At 72.6% G+C, this 18146-nt stretch carries 10 protein-coding genes; 8 read left to right on the forward strand and 2 right to left on the reverse strand.

Annotation, left to right across the window (positions count from 1 at the left end):
• Positions 1-268: 268 nt before the first annotated feature.
• From WME75_RS28650 to WME75_RS28675, 6 genes are all read left to right on the forward strand, one after another.
• Positions 269-5005: a copper oxidase gene (locus WME75_RS28650; RefSeq protein ID WP_437477544.1), complete on the forward strand. Its 4737-nt coding sequence runs from the start codon at positions 269-271 to the stop codon at positions 5003-5005.
• Positions 5002-6987 carry a YncE family protein gene (locus WME75_RS28655; protein ID WP_437477546.1) on the forward strand — a complete coding sequence of 662 codons (1986 nt, stop codon included), beginning with the start codon at positions 5002-5004 and terminating at the stop codon, positions 6985-6987. The genes WME75_RS28650 and WME75_RS28655 overlap by 4 nt, the downstream gene beginning before the upstream one ends.
• Positions 6984-7595 carry an SCO family protein gene (locus WME75_RS28660; RefSeq protein ID WP_437477549.1) on the forward strand — a complete coding sequence of 204 codons (612 nt, stop codon included), beginning with the start codon at positions 6984-6986 and terminating at the stop codon, positions 7593-7595. Before WME75_RS28655 ends, WME75_RS28660 begins: the two co-directional genes overlap by 4 nt.
• A 19-nt stretch (positions 7596-7614) precedes the next feature.
• A complete protein-coding gene (locus WME75_RS28665; protein WP_437477552.1) occupies positions 7615-9237 on the forward strand; it encodes a cytochrome c/ABC transporter substrate-binding protein in 1623 nt (540 codons plus the stop codon).
• Between the two features lie 55 nt (positions 9238-9292).
• Entirely contained in the window at positions 9293-11194 is a 1902-nt protein-coding gene (ilvD, locus tag WME75_RS28670) for a dihydroxy-acid dehydratase (RefSeq protein WP_437477555.1), read from the forward strand.
• Positions 11195-11283: 89 nt separating this feature from the next.
• Positions 11284-12621 (forward strand): formylglycine-generating enzyme family protein, encoded by a 1338-nt coding sequence (locus tag WME75_RS28675; RefSeq protein ID WP_437477558.1) that lies wholly within the window; start codon positions 11284-11286, stop codon positions 12619-12621.
• A 70-nt stretch (positions 12622-12691) separates the two neighbouring features.
• Here WME75_RS28675 and bluB read toward each other — a convergent pair whose 3' ends face one another.
• Positions 12692-13366 (reverse strand): 5,6-dimethylbenzimidazole synthase, encoded by a 675-nt coding sequence (gene bluB / locus WME75_RS28680; protein WP_437477561.1) that lies wholly within the window; start codon positions 13364-13366, stop codon positions 12692-12694.
• 361 nt (positions 13367-13727) lie between these two features.
• Here bluB and WME75_RS28685 point away from each other — a divergent pair, with 361 nt between their 5' ends.
• Positions 13728-14675 (forward strand): FAD-dependent oxidoreductase, encoded by a 948-nt coding sequence (locus WME75_RS28685; RefSeq protein ID WP_437477564.1) that lies wholly within the window; start codon positions 13728-13730, stop codon positions 14673-14675.
• Between the two features lie 704 nt (positions 14676-15379).
• Positions 15380-16297 carry a fatty acid desaturase gene (locus WME75_RS28690; protein ID WP_437477566.1) on the forward strand — a complete coding sequence of 306 codons (918 nt, stop codon included), beginning with the start codon at positions 15380-15382 and terminating at the stop codon, positions 16295-16297.
• A 175-nt stretch (positions 16298-16472) separates the two neighbouring features.
• Here the strand turns inward: WME75_RS28690 and WME75_RS28695 are convergent, their stop codons facing one another.
• Complete coding sequence (locus tag WME75_RS28695) at positions 16473-18131, reverse strand: hypothetical protein (RefSeq protein WP_437477569.1); 1659 nt, start codon at positions 18129-18131, stop codon at positions 16473-16475.
• Positions 18132-18146: the final 15 nt, after the last annotated feature.

The raw sequence follows: 18146 nt of genomic DNA on the forward strand, positions 1-18146 counted from the left end.
CCGAGACACACGGCTTCGCGCGCGCCGGATCTCTCGTCTCCACCCGAGCTCCACATCGAGCTCGCTCTGTCCGCGGGAGACGCCGGCCTGAGCGGCGAAATCGATTGACCCCGATAGGGTGCGCCGCCAGATATGTGAGCCACAATACATATTGATGGTCTCGGCCGATCTCGGGGACGGTCACGCACCAATCTCCTGTGAGTGCGCGTGGGACATGCTCGATGTCCGAAGCCAGGCGTGCAGGTGGGGCATGCCGAGGAGAGAAACCTTGATTTCGAACAGGCTGCTCGGAGCTCTCGGCTGGGCTGCGGTGGCGCTCGGGCTCGCGGGTTGCGCCGACGAAGGCGCTCCGCCGGCCGAGGACGAGACCGCGGACCTGGCGGCCGAGTCGAGGGAGCACGGCGCGCGGGCGAGCGGCAGGACCGTATACGCCGATGTCGTCGCGCTCGATCAGGTCTACGTGTACAACCGATTCGGGTCCTTCAACCCTGCGGGGATGATCTACGCGCTTGCGCGGGATGTGGTGCCCATCCGGCCGGATGAGCCGCTCGGCCCGGGCAACGCGAGGTTGCGCCCGGGCAAGCGACCCAGGCCGCTCGTGCTGCGCGTGAACGTCGGCGACAGCCTGAAGATCAGGTTCACCAACCTGCTCAGGCCGGCGGACAGACGTCCTGACGACTCTCCCAGGACAAGGAGCGCGTCCGTGCACGTCACCGGGCTCGACATCGCGAACATCGAGTCGCTCGGCGGCAACGTCGGGCGGAGCCCAGACTCCCTCGCCGAGCCCGGCGAGACACGCGTCTACGAGCTCTTCGCCGACCGGGAGGGGGCGTTTTTCATGCACAGCACCGGCGCCATGGCCGGCGGCCAGGGGAACGGCGGGCAGATCGTCCAGGGGCTGTTCGGCGCGGTCCACGTCGAGCCCCCGTGGGCGGTCGCGTACCGGTCGCAGGTCACGGCCGAGGAGCTCGCGGCCGCCTCGCTGCCCACGCCGAACCCCGACGGGACACCCAGGCTCGACTACGACGCTCTGGACGGGCACGGCGAGCCGATCCTCAAAATGATCAACGATCGCGACGAGATCGTGCACGGCGATCTCAACGCGATCATCGCCGGCTACCAGGCGAGCCAGCTGGACGGCGCGCGCCCGCTGATCCCGGGTCGCTTCCGCGAGCTCACGGTCCTGTTCCACGACGAGCTGAACGCCGTCCAGGCGTTCCCGGAGCTCGAGCAGGACGAGGCGTTCCAGGGCGTGCGGGACGGCTTCGGGATCAACTACGGCGCCTCCGGGCTCGGCTCCATCCTCCTCGCCAACCGGGCGAGGCTCGGCCCCAGCAAGGAGTGTATCGAGTGCAAGTTCGAGGAGTTCTTCCTGAGCTCCTGGCCCAACGGGGATCCGGCGATGCTCGTCGAGCGGGACAGGAACGGTAACGCGAACCAGGCGCTGTTCCCCGACGACCCCTCGAACGTCCAGCACGCGTACCTCGGCGACCCCGTCTGGTTCAGGAACCTCCACGCAGGGCCGAAGGAGACCCACGTCTTCCACCTGCACGCCCACCAGTGGCTACGGGCGCCGAACAACGACAACGGCAGCACGATCGACTCGCAGAGCATCGGCCCGGGCGGCGCCTTCACCTACAACATCGGCCGGGCTGGCAGCCGTTCCCTGGGCGCCGGAGACGCGATCTTCCACTGCCATCTCTATCCTCACTTCGCGCAGGGCATGTGGGGGCTCCTCCGCAACCACGATGTCTTCGAGGCCGGCACGCGCGACCGGTTCCTTCCCGACGGCGAGATCGAGGACGGGACGCCCACGCCCGCCGTCGTGCCGATCCCCGAGCTCGCGATGCCGCCCATGCCGACCTACGCGCCCACCGCCGTGCAGCTCCCCGACGGCGCGATCGCGACGCGTCCGCCCATGCCAGGGTATCCGTTCTACATCGCCGCCCTGGAAGGCCACAGGGCCCCTCAGCCGCCGCTCGACCTCGCCGTCGACGGCGGGCTCCCGCGCCACGTCATCACCAGCGTGCCGCCGGGCGGCGCGGTGCTCGGCGAGCGCGGCAGGTTCGATGTGACGCTCGACGCGGCCAACCTCAAGCTGCTCCCCCAGGAAGGGACCCCCCTGGAGCTGTCGGCCCAGGCGTTCCACTCCGGCCGGTTCCCGGGGGCGCGACCCGTCATGAGCGGTGGATTCCCCACGAGCGTCTATCCTGCGTTCACGCCGGAGGGCGCTCTGTCGCAGTTCGCCGTCAACGGCCAGCCGCCGGCGCCGGGCGCGTCCTACACGAACCCCTGCCCGCAGGGGACACCCGAGCGCAGGTACCGCAGCGCGTTCGTCCAGATCGACGGCGTGGTCAACGGGCGCGGATGGCACGACGCCCAGATGCGCCTCATGGTCCTCGAGGACGACATCCACGCGACCCTGTCGGGCGTCAGGCCTCCTGAGCCGCTGTTCTTCCGCGCCAACTCGGGGGAATGCGTCGTCTCGGAGACGACGAACCTCATGCCCGACGCGCTGGAAGAGGACCCGTTCCAGATCTTCACGCCCACCGACACCATCGGCCAGCACATCCACCTCGTGAAGTTCGACATCACCTCCTCCGACGGCGGCGCCAACGGCTTCAACTACGAGGACGGCACGTTCGCGGCCCAGGAGGTCGTGCAGCGCATCGAGGCGGCCAACGCCCTCGGCGGCGCCCTCGCCGCCGACGGCACGCTGAGCGAGCACGGCGCGCGCGTCGCGCTGAGCCCGCGGCCGCACCCGCGCATTTACAGCCCGGTGCTCGGGCTGCAGACCACCGTTCAGCGCTGGTGGGCCGATCCGATCTTGAACCAGCAGAACGTGGACCGCACCCTCAACACCGTGCTGTCCCACGACCATTTCGGTCCCTCGTCGCACCAGCACCACGGCCTCTACCTGGCCCTCATCATCGAGCCGCCCGGCTCGGTCTGGCGCGATCCGGAGACCGGGACCGTGTTCGGCTCGCGCGCCGACGGCGGGCCCACGAGCTTCCGCGCGGACATCCTCCCGCCGAGCGGCTCCTCGCTCGCGCCGTTCCGGGAGTTCAACCTCGCGCTCGCCGACTTTGCCCTCCTCTTCGACGAGTGCGGGCGGCCGGTGAACCCGCCGACCACGGAGGAAGCCCCGCTCCCGCTCGCGGTCGACCACCGCGACATCTTCGCCCCGGAGGTGATCTCGGCGCGCGACCCCGGCGGACAGCTCATGAACTACCGCAACGAGCCGATCCCGCTCCGCATCGCCGAGCGCGACTGCAGCACGGGACGCGTGAGGCAGATCCCCGGGGAGGTGGGCGAGATGCACAACGTGTTCAGCTCGCGAGTCCACGGCGACCCGTTCACGCCCCTGCTCCTCGCCAACGAGGGAGACGACATCCGGGTGCGCCTCATCCAGGGCGCGCAGGAGGAACAGCACGTCTTCTCGATTCACGGCCAGAGGTGGCTCACCGAGATCGACGATCCGGACAGCGGCTACTCGAACGGTCAGCCCATCGGCCTCTCCGAGCACTTCGATTTCGGGCTCGGAGGATCGGGCGCCGCGCTCGGCGAGATCGGCGCCGGCGACTACCTCTACCAGAGCGCGCCCACCGACGACCTGTGGGACGGCGTCTGGGGCCTCCTCAGGGTGAGGCCGCACGGCGCGCCGGGCCTCTTGCCGCTGCCCTCGCACCCGCGCTGGATACCGCGCGCGCAGCGAGGCTTCGAGACCTGCCCGGCGAGCGCGCCGGTCACAAGGTATGTCGTCCACGCGATCACCGCGAAGGGCAACCTGCCAGGCGGCCGCCTCATCTACAACAAGGTGTTCGATCTCCACGACCCCGACGCCATCCTGTTCGTCCGCGCCGAGGATCTGCCCGACCTCCGCGCCGGGCGCCGGGCCCCGGAGCCGCTCATCCTGCGCGCCGCCGCCGGCGATTGCATCCAGGTCACGCTCGTCAACGACCTGCCCTTCGAGCTGCCCAAGACGCCGCACTGGAACTACAGCCCGCCGATCGTCGACGGCTTCAACACGAACCAGGTGCGGCCCTCGAACCACGTCTCGCTCCACCCGCAGCTCGTCGCCTACGACGTCAGGACCGACGACGGCGCCAACGTCGGCTTCAACGAGGGGCAGACCGTCGCCCCCGGCGAATTCCGCCAGTACACCTGGTATGCCGGCGAGCTCTCCCAGCGAGACGGCATGTCGGGCCCCGTCGAGCCCCGGGCCGTCGAGTACGGCGCCATCAACCTCAGGGACATGGCCGACGTCGTGAACCACGGCATGCACGGCGCCGTCGGCGCCCTCATCATCGAGCCCCAGGGCGCCGCCTGGCGCAGCGATCCGGGCACCCACGCCCAGGCGGACGTCGTGTTCACGGACGAGCATGGAGCCCCGCGCTCGTTCCGGGACCTCGTGGCCGTCTACCAGGACGAGGTCGGCCTGCACTCGCGGAACCCGAGGTTCCGGTGCCTCCAGCTGCGGCTCGACTGCGGCACGGCCCTCCGGAACCAGGACGGCGAGGACGACGCGGAGGACACGGGCCACGAGGCCTTCAACTACCGCACCGAGCCGTTCTGGGCGCGGTCCGGGCTACCGCCCGAGATCGCGAGCGAGGCGCTCAATGACCACGACCTGCGCGATATCTTCAGCTCCCGCGTCCACGGCGACCCGGTGACGCCGATCTTCATGGCCAGCGCCGTCCAGGAGGTCCGCCTGCGCCTCGTGCAGCCGTCCGGCCACCGGCGCCAGCACGCCTTCAGCCTCTGGAACACGGCGTGGCCGCACAACCCCTTCGCCGAAGGAGCGCGCTCCCGGCGCATCGGCGAGAACCGCGAAGTGCTGAACTTCGCCGTGGAGAACCCCATAGGACCCATGACACACCGCAATCTCGTCCCGTTCCTCCCGGCAGGCGGGGAGCTCCTCGTCACCGGCGACCGGCTCTACAACGAACAGTCGACCCCCATGCTCGCGAACGGGCTCTGGGGCCTCTTCCGGGTGGTGCCGTGAGGCGCTCGATCGCTTCGCGCCGCCTGTCGCTGGCCGCAGGGCTCCTCGGCGCCGTCGTGGCGCTGGCCTGCGGCCGGCGGGAGCCGCCTCCCCCACCCCCCGATCCGGCCCCGGCCCCCGTCGAGGCCCGCGGTGAGGGTGAGCCAGGCCCGGACGTGAGCCGGGTCGAGCGAGAGGGGCTGTCGATCGCCTTCGAGCTCCGGCCGCTCCACGGCGCCGGAGGGCGCCCGGAGGCGCGCTCCGACGCGACGGCCGTCTTCACGATCACCGACGCTGCCACGGGCGCGCCCGCGCGCGACGTGTCGCCGCTCGCGTGGATGACGAGGCGCGCGGGCGCGCCGCCCGACGAGGCGGGGTGCCAGGAGAAGATCAAGAGCTTCATGGGCGGGCTCATCGCCGTCCGCCCTGACGTGGACATGAACGCTTACCTCCTGTGGACCCAGAACGAGGACAACACGCTGTCGGTCATCAACCCGCAGCTCGCGTTCAATCGGAGCAAGCTGCGCAGCCTCGTCACGCTCGCGGCCGGCTCCACGTCGGTCGCGCTCCACCCGGACGGGAGCCGCCTCTACGTGACGCTCCAGAACGGGCGAGGCCTCGCCGTCGTCGACACGAGGCGCAGCCTGGTGACGGCCAACGTGCCTGTCGGCGCGGCGCCGATGCGCATCGCGGTGGCGCCGGACGGGCGCACCGTGTGGGTCGGCAACGACGGCGACGGGACGGTCAGCGTCGTCGACGCGCGCGTGGCGGAGGTGCTGAAGACGCTGCAGGTCGGCGCCGGACATCACGAGATCGCCTTCTCGCACGGCGGGCGCACCGCCTGGATCACGAGCCGCGACGCCGGCGCCGTCACGGCCGTGGACACCGGCACGCTCGAGCCCGTCGCCGAGATCGAGATCGGCGAGGGGGCCGCCGCCGTCGCGGCGAGCGACGCCGCCGGCGCCGTCTACGTGGCGAACGAGGCCAAGGGCGAGGTCGTGATCCTCGACGCCGAGCGCCGCGCCGTCGCCGGCCGTATCGCGGTGAAGGCCGGCGTCAGCGCGATCCAGTTCGCGCCGGGCGGCCGCTTCGCCTTCGCGCTGAACCCCGCCAAGGGCGAGGTGTCGATCCTCGACGCCTCCGTGGGAGCGCTCGCGCACACGCTCGCCGGCTTCGCGAGCCCCGACGCGATCACCTTCACGAAGGCGTTCGCCTACGTGAGGAACCTCGGCGAAAGCAGGGTCTCGCTCATCGAGCTGCCCTCCCTGGAGCGGCCCGGCAAGCCGGCGGTCGTCGAGGTCCAGGTCGGCCAGGGGGCCCCCCGGACGGCGAACGGCGTCGGGAGCGCCGCGCCGTTCGCCGTCGTGCCCGAGGGCAACGGCGCCATCGTCGCGAGCCCGGCCGACAAGGCCCTTTACTACTACGTCGAGGGCATGATGGCGCCGATGGGCACGCTCTCGAACTACGGGCGAGAGCCCCGCGCGGCGCTCATCGAGGATCGCTCGCTCAAGGAGGTGCAGCCCGGCGTGTACGCCACCACGGTCCGGCTCGGCGACGAGGGCGCGTACGATGTCGAGCTCCTGCTCGGCGGCCGCCGCGTCGCCGCGTGTCTCGAGGCGACCGTCGCGCCGTCGGCCGTCCCGGCCGAGGACCGCTCGCCCGGGCTCACCGTCGAGCCGCTCTTCGACGGCAGCATCGATATCGAGGTCTCGAAGCCGGCGACGCTGCGCTTCCACGCGAGGCCGAAGGCCTCGGCGCCTCCCCTCGAAGCCAAGGAGATGAACGTCATGATCTTCCAGTTCCCGGTCGGCTTCCGAGACATCGTGCGGCCCCGCGCCGAGCCGGACGGCGCCTTCTCGGTGACGTTCACGCCCCCCGAGCCCGGCCAGTACCGCTTCCTGGTGGAGGCCGAGTCGCGCAACGCCCCGTTCGGCGCGCTGCCGTTCGTCGATCTCCACGCCGGCTCGCCCGGCGCCGCGCCGGCGGCGGGAGGCGGGCGATGAGGCGCGCCGCGCCCCTGTTCGCGGCCGCGCTCGCGCTCGCGCTGCCGTGCGCGAGCCCGGCCGCGGAGCCTGTGCCGGACCGGCCCCCCGCCCGGATCGGCGGCTCGCCCGCCGGCGACGACGCCGCGGCCGCGGCGTACTTCACCGACACGGAGCTCATCGATCAGGACGGGCGCGCGCGGCGGTTCTACACCGACCTCCTGCGCGGCCGGAAGGTCCTCATCCACTTCGCCTTCACCTCGTGCAAGGGCGCGTGCCCGACGATGGCGGCGAACCTCGCGCGCGTGCAGTCCCTGCTCGGCAAGCGCGCCGGCAAGGAGATCGCGATCCTCACGATCACCGTCGACCCCGTGAACGACACGCCGAAGGTGCTCAAGCGGTTCGCCGCCAAGTTCAGCGCGGGCGACGGCTGGCGCTTCCTGACCGGGACCCCGGACAGCGTGGAGAAGGTCCTCGGGCGCCTCGGCGGGCTCACGAAGAAGCCGGACGAGCACACCTCGACGCTGCTCATCGGCGACGTGACGACCGGCATGTGGCTGAAGACGGTCGCCACCGAGCGCCCCGAGACGATCGTGCAGCTCGTGGATCACATCAACGACAAGCCGTGAGGTGCATGTGGGTCATCTCGTGACGAAGCGGCGGCGCCGCGCCCTCGCCGCCGCGCTCTCGGCGCTCGGCCTCGCCGCCGCGCTGAAGGGCGCCGCGGCCGTCCGCGACGCGCCCGCGCCTGCGCCCGCGCCCGCCGGCCCGGCCTCGTGCGCCGAGCTCAGCCCGGCGGCGCTCCGCGGCAGGCGCATCTTCCACCACGGGGCCCTCGCCTCGGGGGAGCCGGTCGAGGGGCGCCTCGGCGCGAGCGGCGCCGCGCTGCACGGCAAGGCGGCGGCGTGCGCCGGCTGCCACGGCCGGAGCGGCAACGGCACGTCGGAGGGCGGCGTCGCGGCGCCGCCGCTCACCCCCGAGCAGCTCTTCGCGGCCGATCGCGCGGGGGGCGCCTACACCGCGGAGACGCTCGCGGCCGCCGTCCGCGACGGGAGGGCGCCGGCGGCGCGGGAGCTCCACCTCGTCATGCCGCGCTACCGGCTCGACCGCGCGCACCTCGACGATCTCCACGCTTACCTGCGCTGCGTCGGCCGCGACGCCGATCCGGGCGTCTCGCCGGAGGCGCTCCGGCTCGGCGCCGCGCTCCCGCTCACCGGGCGCTTCGCGGCGGCGGGCGCCGCGGCCCGCGACGTGCTCGCCGCGGCGTTCGCGGAGGTGAACGCGCAGGGCGGCGTGTTCCGGCGGCGGCTCGAGCTCGTGGTGGCCGACAGCGAGGACACCCTCGACGGCGCGGCCGCGACCTCGCGCCTCCTCGACCAGCGGGTCTTCGCGCTGGTCGGCAGCGTGTGGAGCGGCGACGGCGACGCGGCGGCGCGCCTCGCCGCCGACGAGGTGCCGCTCATCGGCCCGCTCGGGTCCGGGCTCCCCGCCTCGGACCCGGGCGATGGCGTCGTGTTCCATCTCCAGCCTGGCCTCGACACGCTCGCGCGCGTCGCCGTCGCGCACCTCGCCGGCGCCCCAGCGCCCACCGGCGCCGGCGCCCTGCTCGTCGTCCACCCGGCGGGCCCGCGCGGGGACGCCTTCCTCCGCGGGGCGCGCTCCGAGGCGCTGCGGCGCGGCCTCCCTGCCCCTGTCTCGTTCCCCTTCGAGCCCGGCCGCTTCGACGCCGCCGCGGCGGCCGACGCCGCGGCGCGCCTGCGGCCGCGGGCCGTCCTGCTCGCCGGCGAGGGCGACGAGCTCTCCCGGTGGCTCGCGGCGCCGTCGCCCTCGACGACGCGCCCGCGCCCCGCCCTCTACGCGCCCGCTTTCCTGATGCGGCGCGATCCCGGGTCGCTCCGGCTCGCCGCCGCCGCGCGGCTCCTGCTCGTCCATGCGAGCCCCACCGATGAGGCCGAGCGGCTCGACCTGCTCTCGCTCTCCTCGTTCCTCGAGCGCCACCGCGTCCCGCCGCGGCACACCGCCTTCCAGGCGAGCGCGTACGCCGCCGCCCGCGTCCTCGTCGAGGCGCTCAAGCGCGCCGGCGCCCACCTCACCCGGCCCGGCCTCGTCGCGGCGCTCGAGGAGCTCCGGGGCTTCGATCCCGGCCCCGGTCCGGCGATCACCTTCGGGAGGAACCGGCGCGTCGGCGCGTACGGGGCGAGCCTCACCGGCGTCGATCCGGCGTCGAACGACATCTCGCCCGTGTCCGCGTGGGTCGAGGTGGTCCCCTGACGCCGACATCGCCTGTCGGCTAGGCGCCAAGGCTGGAACGGAGTAGGTTCCGGGCATGGCCGGATACCGCAGTCGTACAACCACCCAGGGACGCAACATGGCAGGGGCGCGCGCGCTGTGGCGCGCCACCGGCATGAAGGACGCGGACTTCGAGAAGCCGATCGTCGCCATTGCCAACAGCTTCACGCAGTTCGTCCCGGGGCACGTCCACCTCCACGACGTGGGGCAGCGGGCGAAGAAGGTCATCGACGCCTCGGGCGGGTGGGGCGTCGAGTTCAACACGATCGCGATCGACGACGGCATCGCCATGGGCCACGCCGGCATGCTGTACTCGCTGCCGAGCCGGGAGCTCATCGCCGACAGCGTCGAGTACATGGTCAATGCGCACTGCGCCGACGCGCTGCTCTGCATCTCGAACTGCGACAAGATCACGCCCGGCATGCTGCTCGCGGCCATGCGGCTCAACGTCCCGACCGTCTTCGTCTCCGGCGGTCCGATGGAGGCGGGCAAGATCGTCGGGACGCACGACCGCGACGGCAAGCCGCTCGTCCGCAAGCTCGACCTCATCGATCCGATGATCGCCGCGAGCGACGAGAAGGTGAGCGACGCGGATCTCGCCGCGATGGAGCGGTCCGCGTGCCCGACCTGCGGCTCGTGCTCCGGCATGTTCACGGCGAACAGCATGAACTGCCTCAACGAGGCGCTCGGGCTGGCGCTGCCCGGCAACGGCACGCTGCTCGCGACGCACGCGGCGCGCTGGGGGCTCTTCGAGGCGGCGTCGAAGCGCGTCGTCGAGCTCGCGCAGAGGTACTATGTCGACGGGGACGCCTCGGTGCTGCCGCGGAGCATCGCGACGTTCGAGGCGTTCGAGAACGCGATGGCGCTCGACATCGCGATGGGCGGCTCGACGAACACGGTGCTCCACCTCCTGGCGATCGCCCGCGAGGCGGAGGTGGACTTCAAGATGGCGGACATCGACCGGATGTCGCGCAAGGTGCCCAACATCTGCAAGGTGGCGCCGTCGTCGCACTACCACGTCGAGGACGTGCACCGCGCGGGCGGCGTGCTGACGATCGTCGGGGAGCTCGACCGCGCGGGGCTCATCCACCGGCAGGTGGGCACGGTGCACGCGCGCACGCTGGGCGAGGCGATCGACGAGAACGACCTCCGTCGCCCCACGGCGCTGGCGGCCGCGAAGAAGCGCTCGCTCGCCGCGCCGGGCGGCGTCCCGACCACGGTCGCGTTCTCGCAGGACAAGTACTTCGCCGACACCGACGACGACGCCCAGAAGGGGTGCATCCGCGACGTCGATCACGCGTACAGCCGCGAGGGCGGCCTCGCCGTGCTCTACGGCAACATCGCGGCGGACGGCTGCATCGTGAAGACCGCGGGCGTCGATCCCGAGATCTGGAAGTTCGAGGGGCCTGCGCGGGTGTTCCAGTCGCAGGAGGCGGCGTGCGACGCGATCTGGGACAACCAGGTCGGCTCGGGCGACGTGGTCGTCATCGTCTACGAGGGGCCGAAGGGCGGCCCCGGCATGCAGGAGATGCTCTATCCGACGTCGTTCCTGAAGGGGAAGGGCCTCGGCAAGGCGTGCGCCCTCATCACCGACGGCCGGTTCAGCGGCGGGACCTCGGGCCTGAGCATCGGGCACGTCTCGCCCGAGGCGGCCGAAGGCGGGACCATCGGGCTCATCGAGGAGGGCGATCGCATCCGGATCGACATCCCCGCCCGGACCATCGATGTCCTCGTCAGCGACGCGGAGCTCGAGCGCCGCCGCCGCGCCGTCGAGGCGCGGGGCGTCGATGCGTTCAAGCCGAACCGTGACCGGAAGGTCTCCCCTGCCCTGCGGGCCTACGCGCTGATGGCCACGAGCGCCGCCAACGGCGCTGTCCGCGACGTCAGCCAGATCGAGCCCGGCCGGCGCGCCGGCGACGCCGCCGCCCAGCGCAAGTAGCCGCGCCCGCTGCTGTCGAGTCGCCGCGTCCGCGTCGATCCACGACCGACGCGACGACGCGGCCCGCCGGGTGGCGTAGGATGCCGTACATGAGACAATTGGCGCTCCTCGTGTCCGTCTCTCTCGTGTCGGGTTGCAGCCCACGCATCCGTGATTTCTCCGGTGACCACGGGTCCGGGAGCGGCGGAAGTGGGTCCGAGGGCGGCGGAGGCGGCGGCGTCACCAGCATCAGCGCCAGCACCGGCAGCAGCAGCACCAGCAGCGGCGGCGGTGACGGTGGCGGCGCGACGGACACCTGCGTCGACCCGGTGGAGGACTGCCCGCCGGCGCAGAGCGCCTGCATGGAGGTGGTGTGCGGCGAGGGCCTGTGCGCGGAGCTGCCGCGGCCGGCGCGGACGCCCTGTGGATCGGACGGCGGCTCGGCGTGCGATGGCGCCGGGGCCTGCGTCCTGTGCGAGGGCGGCGCGGCGTGCGGCGAGTGCGGGGAGCCGGGTTGCCCGAACACGTGCGGCTCGCCGGACGTGCTGGCCATGCCTCGGAGCTGCGCGGGCGGCGGGCCGGGCGCCGGGGACACCTGCGGTCCCGGCGAGGCGAGCTGCTGCGGCAACAGACGGGTCCCCTGCGGCACGTACCTGAGGAGCTACGACGGTGAATCGAGCACGGACGACTCGTTCCCTGCGGCCGTCAGCGATTTCCGCCTGGACAGGTTCGAGATCACGGTGGGGCGATTTCGAGCATTCGTGGGGGCCGGGCGGGGCGTGCAGGAGAGCCCGCCCGCGATCGGGGCTGGCCGGCACCCTCACGTCGACGGCAGCGGGTGGATCGCGGGATGGAACCAGCGGCTCGCGCCGAACACCGCGATGCTGAAATCGGCGCTGCAATGCAATGGTGATCTCCTCTGGACATGGACCGACGAGCCGGGACCGAACGAGGAGCTCCCGATCAATTGCATCACCTGGTTCGAGGCCTTCGCGTTCTGCTCGTGGGACGGCGGCCGCCTGCCCTCCGAGGCGGAGTGGAACTACGCGGCCGCTGGAGGCGACGAGCACCGACCGTATCCCTGGGGCTCCGGGATCGACAGCGCGCGCGCCGCCTATGGGTGCACCGGCGATGGGAGCGCCGCGGGAGATTGCGCGCTGAGCGACATCCTGCCGGTGGGGTCGAAGCCGAGCGGAGACGGGCGATGGGGGCACTCGGACCTGGCCGGCAACCTGTGGGAGTGGACGATGGACTGGTGGCGCGACGCGCTCCCCACGTCGTGCATCGACTGCGTGCATCGCGTGGACGGCGAGCGCGACGCGACGCGGGTCACGCGCGGCGGGAGCTACCGCGCGCCGGCGTCGGACGTGCGCGCGGGCAACCGCGATTACAGCTATCCCTTCGACCGGGTCAACAACATCGGCGCCCGCTGCGCGCGGGACCTGTAGCTCCGCGGAGCGCCGCGCTCGCCTCGTTGCCTGCGCGCTCGCCTCGCCCACCGGCGCGAGCGCGCCGGGATCACGGGCTCCTCTCGCCGGCCGCGGCGGCCTCCTCGGGCCAGGCGTTCTCGGAGACGAGCTCCGGGAGCGGGCGGCGCGCTGCCCAGCCGCACGCCTCGAGCATGGGGCGATCGTAGAACGCCGCCACGTGACCGACGCACAGGATGGCGAGCGGCCTGCTGCCCGCCGGCATGCCGAGCAGCGCGGCCAGCCCTCCCGGCTCGAAGAGCGATACCCATCCCACGCCGAGCCCCTCCGCGCGCGCCGCGAGCCACAGGTTCTGGATGGCCGCGGCCACCGAGGCGACATCCATCTCGGGCAGCGTGCGGCGGCCGAACACGTGCGCCTCGCGCCCCGCCATGAGGCCGGCGACGAGCAGCTCGCCGCACTCCAGGATGCCCTCGACCTTGAGGCGCATGAACTCGTCCTCGCGCTCCCCGAGCGCGCGCGCCGTGGCGAGGCGCTCCGCCTCGACGAGCGCGTGGATGTCGCGCCGGAGCTCCGGCGCCGTGATCCGCACGAACCGCCAGGGCTGCATCATGCCCACGCTCGGCGCGGCGTGCGCGGCCGCGAGCAGCCTGGCGAGCGCGTCGGGGTCCACCGGCTCGGGCAGGAAGTGGCGCATGTCGCGCCGCTCGTGGATGGCGCGATACACGGCGGCGATCTCCGGATCGTTGAAGCGGTGGCTCGACATGGTCCCTCGCGCCGCGCGCCGAGCCGCGGGACCGCGGCGAGCCCGGCGCTGCGGACCGGGACTGCGTAGCACCGTCCGTGCGCGGCCGCGTCAGCGCGCGCGAGGCGCAGACCACCGCGGCCGCGCGGCGCCGTCCGGGGCGCGGCGCGCAGCCGGCCCCGGAGGAGCGCCGCGCCGCGCCGCGCGCGCTCCGCGAGGTGAAGGCCCCCGGGTTCGGCGCAGGCGGCCGGGCGCCACATGGGACGGCGCGAGCGGATCGAGGCGGCGCGGGGCGGCGCGGGACGGCTGACCGATCGGCTTCGATCGCCGGGCGCGACGTGCGATCTCGACGCAGGGGTGCAGCGTGCTAGAGCGCGCGACCGTGGAGTCGTCGACGAGACAAGCGCCGGAGCGGCACATCACCGTCGTGGGCGCAGGGGTGATCGGGTTGACCACGGCGGTCGTCCTCCAGCGCGACGGGCACCGCGTGCAGGTGATCGCGGCGGAGCGCGGCGAGCGCACGACGTCCGCTGTCGCCGCCGCGCTGTGGCACCCGTTCGCGGCGAACCCGCCCGAGCGCGTCAACGCCTGGTCGCGGGCGAGCCTCGATGAGCTCACGCGCATCGCACGGCAGCACCCCGAGGCGGGCGTGGATCTCCTGACCACGCGCGAGGCGTCAGACGACACGCAGCTGCCCTGGTGGGCCCCGAGCGCCCCGGACCTCGCGCTCGAGCCTGGACCGCACCCGCTGGGCGCGCCGCACAGCTTCCGGTTCACGGCGCCGCGCATCGAGCCGTCGCTGCACCTGCCCTGGCTGGAGTCGCAGCTCCACAGCCCGGTGCGCATCGAGCGCGTGCAATCGCTCGCCGAGGTCGAGGGCGACGGCGTCGTGAATTGCACCGGGCTCGGGGCGCGCGCCCTCACCGGCGACGGCGAGCTCCTCGCCCTTTACGGCCAGGTAGCCATCGTCGAGCCAGGCGAGATACCCCTAGATGTCGCACTGGGTGATGAAAGGGACGAATCCGCGCTCGTCTATGTCGTCCCGCGGCGTCGCGAGATCGTGATTGGCGGCTGTGTCATTCCGTCCCCCGACGACCACCCGCTGACGCCCGACCCCGAGCGTACTGACGCAATGCTCCAGCGGGTGCGCGCGGCCGGTCTTCGACCAGGCCGCTTGCTCAGGGCGCGCGCCGGCCTGCGCCCGTATCGGAGCACCGTGCGGCTCGAGCGCGAAGGCCGCGTGATCCACAACTACGGCCATGGCGGCGCGGGGTACACGCTGGCGTGGGGTTGTGCCAGCGAGGTGAGCGCGATGCTGCGGCACATCTAGAAGGAAAAGAGAAAGAAAAGGCGCCCCTGCACGGTTCCGACGGTGTCGGCATGCTCAGCGCCACGGCTCCGGGCCGGCTCCGCACAGGCAGCCAGGCCGCGCGCTTCGCTCACGCGGCAGCCGCAAGAGCGGCAAGAGCCGCGGCCACCACGGCCACCGCGACCCCGGTGAAAGCACAACAGAAGAGTCCGCTTCTGGAATCCAGCTAACCGCTCACCGCTAACCAGGAGCCCAACGCATTGCTCCGAAAGTCTCGTTGTGCTCCTGTTGCGAGGCTGCTAGATTGGATTCGTGCTCGTCTGCGAGCAACTCCCGCCTTCTCTCGCAGCGGAAACGCCCATGGCGCTCCCTGTTCATTCGAGAGAATGGCCGTGGAGGACCTCGCTCTGGAGATCGCCGGCCGGTGACGACCTCTCGGTGCGATCCCTGGAGCGCGGTCCCGAGTGGTCGAACGTTCGCTTGCGCTCGATCCGGCGTGCATCGTCCGCTGTCACAAGAGTGAAGATCCGAAGCTTCCCCCGGGAGTGTTGAACGCCATGAACAACGACGAGAATCGACTCAGTCGTCCATCGGGGCGGCCAGCGGCCTGCAGTTTCACGATGAACAACGACGAGCCTCGTTCCAGCCGGCCCTCGGTGCGACCTTCCGGGCGACCGTCAGGACGACCGTCAGGGCGGCCTTCAGGGCGGCCCGCGATCTGGAGCGTGCTGCCGCTGGCGAGCGGGCTGCTGCAGACCCGGCCGATCGAGTGGCCGACGCTGGCGCTCTTCGCGGGGGCGTGTGCCCTCTGGGCGGCGGCGGTCTACGCCGGCGTCATGGGCTGGGTGCCGACGGTGCCGGCGGTGCTCGGGGCGGCGGTGGCCGCGTATGCCGCGTTCACGCCGATGCACGAGGCCGCGCACCGGTCGCTGGCGCGCTCCGCGCTGCTGAACGGCGTGGTCGGACGGCTGTCGGGGCTGCTGCTCATGGCGCCGTTCCTGGCGGTGCGTCACTTCCACATCGAGCATCACAAGCACACGAACGAGGAGGACCGGGATCCCGACCACTGGAGCGGGCGCGGCCCGTGGTATCTCCTCCCGTTCCGCTGGGCGACGCAGGACCTCCACTACTACTACCTGTTTCTGCGCTCGTACCACGCGCAGAAGCGCACCGAGCGGATCGAGACGGTCGCGACGCTCGCGGCGATGCTCGCGCTCGTGGCGCTGGCCTTCGGGCTCGGCTACGGCGAGCTCGCGCTCCTCTACTGGATCGTGCCGGCGCGGATGGCGATCTTCTTCCTCGCGTTCGCCTTCGACTACCTGCCTCACTACCCTCACGGCGTCACGGCGGCGCAGAACCGGTATCGCGCGACGCGCGCGATCGACAGCGCGCTCTTCAACGTGCTGCTCTTCGGGCAGACGTATCACCTGATCCATCACCTCTACCCGGCGGTGCCGTTCTTCCGCTACCGGACCGTGTGGAAGTACCAGCGCGAGGAGCTCGTGAAGCTCCAGTCGGACAGCCTCGCCCCGCCGCGCGCGCCCTTGTCCCTGATCGCGGCAGGCAGCCTCGCCGCGCCTCGGACGCCCACGATCCACACCGTCCACTCCGTGCAGGGGGCGGCCGAGCTCGACGCCCTCTGATCCGCGCGGCGCGGCGCGGCAAGCGTGACAGACAGCTGACCGCCAGGACACAAAGAGAGAAAGATTCCACCTCTCTCATCTATCTTCTCCTTGGCGTCCTCGGCGTACCGGCGTCTCGACTCTTTCTCGTCCGAGCACGACCTGGCAGCTCGACTCATTCTCTTCCGAGCGCGGCCTAGATGCGCGCCCGGCGGCGCGCACGCAGCGCTCTCGGTGGCAGCAATGCCTCCCGGAAGAGCAGCGCCTCCGTCACGGCGCGGCGGTCGAGCGCGACCCTGAACGCCCCGAGGGCCGGCGCGAACGCGTCGGGGCGCTGCTCGCTCGTGCCGAGCGCCGGGATCGCGGCGCGCGCCCGGGTCAGGATCAGCAGCGCCCTCTCAGGTGCCTGGTGCGCCGCCAGCACCGCGCCCGCGAGGAGCGCCCGCGCGTCGCGGACCGCGGGGACCCGGCCGGCGAGCAGCGCGTCGCGCGCGCGCAGGCCCTCCTGGTGCGCGTGCGGGCCGTAGTCGAGCCCGCTGATGTCCTGCAGACCGAAGCCCGACAGGGCCACGAGCGGTCCGGCATAGAGGCGCTCCACGAGCCGCTCGGCCATCTCGGTGAAGGGTGACAGCGGGAACGCGTGCCACGCCCCCCCCGCGGGCAAGAGCAGCTCGTCGAGGTCCACCTCGGCGTGGCGGCGCGCCCACGCCTCCCTCAGCGCGCCCGCGGCATCGCCGAGCCCGGCCCGCTGGAGGACCATGCACCCGATGAGCACGCGCAGGTGCGGCGGAGGGTGCTCGTCATAGCGCGCGCCGCCCGCGTCGGTCTGGAGCGCGAGCGACGCGTACGGAGAGTCCTCCTGGAAGAACAGCCCGCTCATCGTGAGCACGTAGGCGGGGCCGAACATGAGCGTTCCGAAGACGTCGCAGAAGATCTCCTCGAACCACGCGCCGAACACCCGCCCGAGCTCGGAAGGCCCGGCGCGATCGTCGTCCAGGGCGAGCGGGCGCGCTCGCTCGCTCCGGTCGGGCAGGCCGAGCTCGCGGCGCAGGGCCGGCTCCAGGCCGTCGACCGACGCCAGGAAATCATGGCCGATCTCGTGCGCGAGCGCCGGCCAGCGCAGCGGCGTCGAGAAGAAGTCGGCGGGGAGGAAGATGGGCGCGATCGACGTCGGGATGAAGCCCGTCCAGATGGAGAGCTCGAAGCGCGTGAGCTGCGTGGCCGGCACGCCGCTCCGGAGCGGCAGCCCCTCCGCCCGCGCGAACGCGATCACCGGGGCGTAGCAGGCGTCGGCGAGGGCGTCCGCGTCGCCGAGCTCGGCCAGGAGCGAGGGGTCGCGGCGTTGCCGCGCGAGCACCGCGATCTCGCTCACCACGAGCTCGATGTCATCCGCCGCGGCCTCCACCTCGCGCGCCCCGAGGCCCGCGTCGACGGCCGCGCGCAGCCGCGCGATCTCGCGCGGGACGAACGTGGTGAGCACGTCCGCGAAGCGCCGGTTCGCGCGCTCGTGGCGCGCCGCCTCGCCGAGCGCGGCGGCGCTCCGGTCGAGCTCGCCGAGCCGCAGGAGCGCCGCGCGCAGCCGGGCTGCATCGGGCGCCAGCGGGGCACCGAACGGCACCGCCGCCCGCGGCGCCGCGCTCCGCCGCGCGGCCCCGGCAGGCGGCGCGTCGCCCCGCGGCTCGTCTGCGCTCGCTGGCAGCGTACCGCGCCGCGCCTCGACCGCGGCCGCGGCCGCGCGGATCGCTTCGGCGCGCGCGGCGCGCTCCAGGCGCCGGGCGGCGAACTTCATCGCGGCATGGACGATCAGCCAGGCCGCCGCGACGAGATAGCCGACGTAGCGCTCGAGGTCATCCATGGCGCCGGTCCAGCG

The organism is Sorangium sp. So ce1014, assembly GCF_051521505.1.
Taxonomy (GTDB): domain Bacteria; phylum Myxococcota_A; class Polyangia; order Polyangiales; family Polyangiaceae; genus Sorangium.

What these genes read in the sequence shown, in the direction of transcription:
- WME75_RS28660 (WP_437477549.1), top strand. Translation starts at nt 6,984, where the DNA reads ATGAGGCGCGCCGCGCCCCTGTTCGCGGCCGCGCTCGCGCTCGCGCTG.
- ilvD (WP_437477555.1), top strand. Translation starts at nt 9,293, where the DNA reads ATGGCCGGATACCGCAGTCGTACAACCACCCAGGGACGCAACATGGCA.
- WME75_RS28675 (WP_437477558.1), top strand. Translation starts at nt 11,284, where the DNA reads ATGAGACAATTGGCGCTCCTCGTGTCCGTCTCTCTCGTGTCGGGTTGC.
- bluB (WP_437477561.1), bottom strand. Translation starts at nt 13,366, where the DNA reads ATGTCGAGCCACCGCTTCAACGATCCGGAGATCGCCGCCGTGTATCGC.
- WME75_RS28695 (WP_437477569.1), bottom strand. Translation starts at nt 18,131, where the DNA reads ATGGATGACCTCGAGCGCTACGTCGGCTATCTCGTCGCGGCGGCCTGG.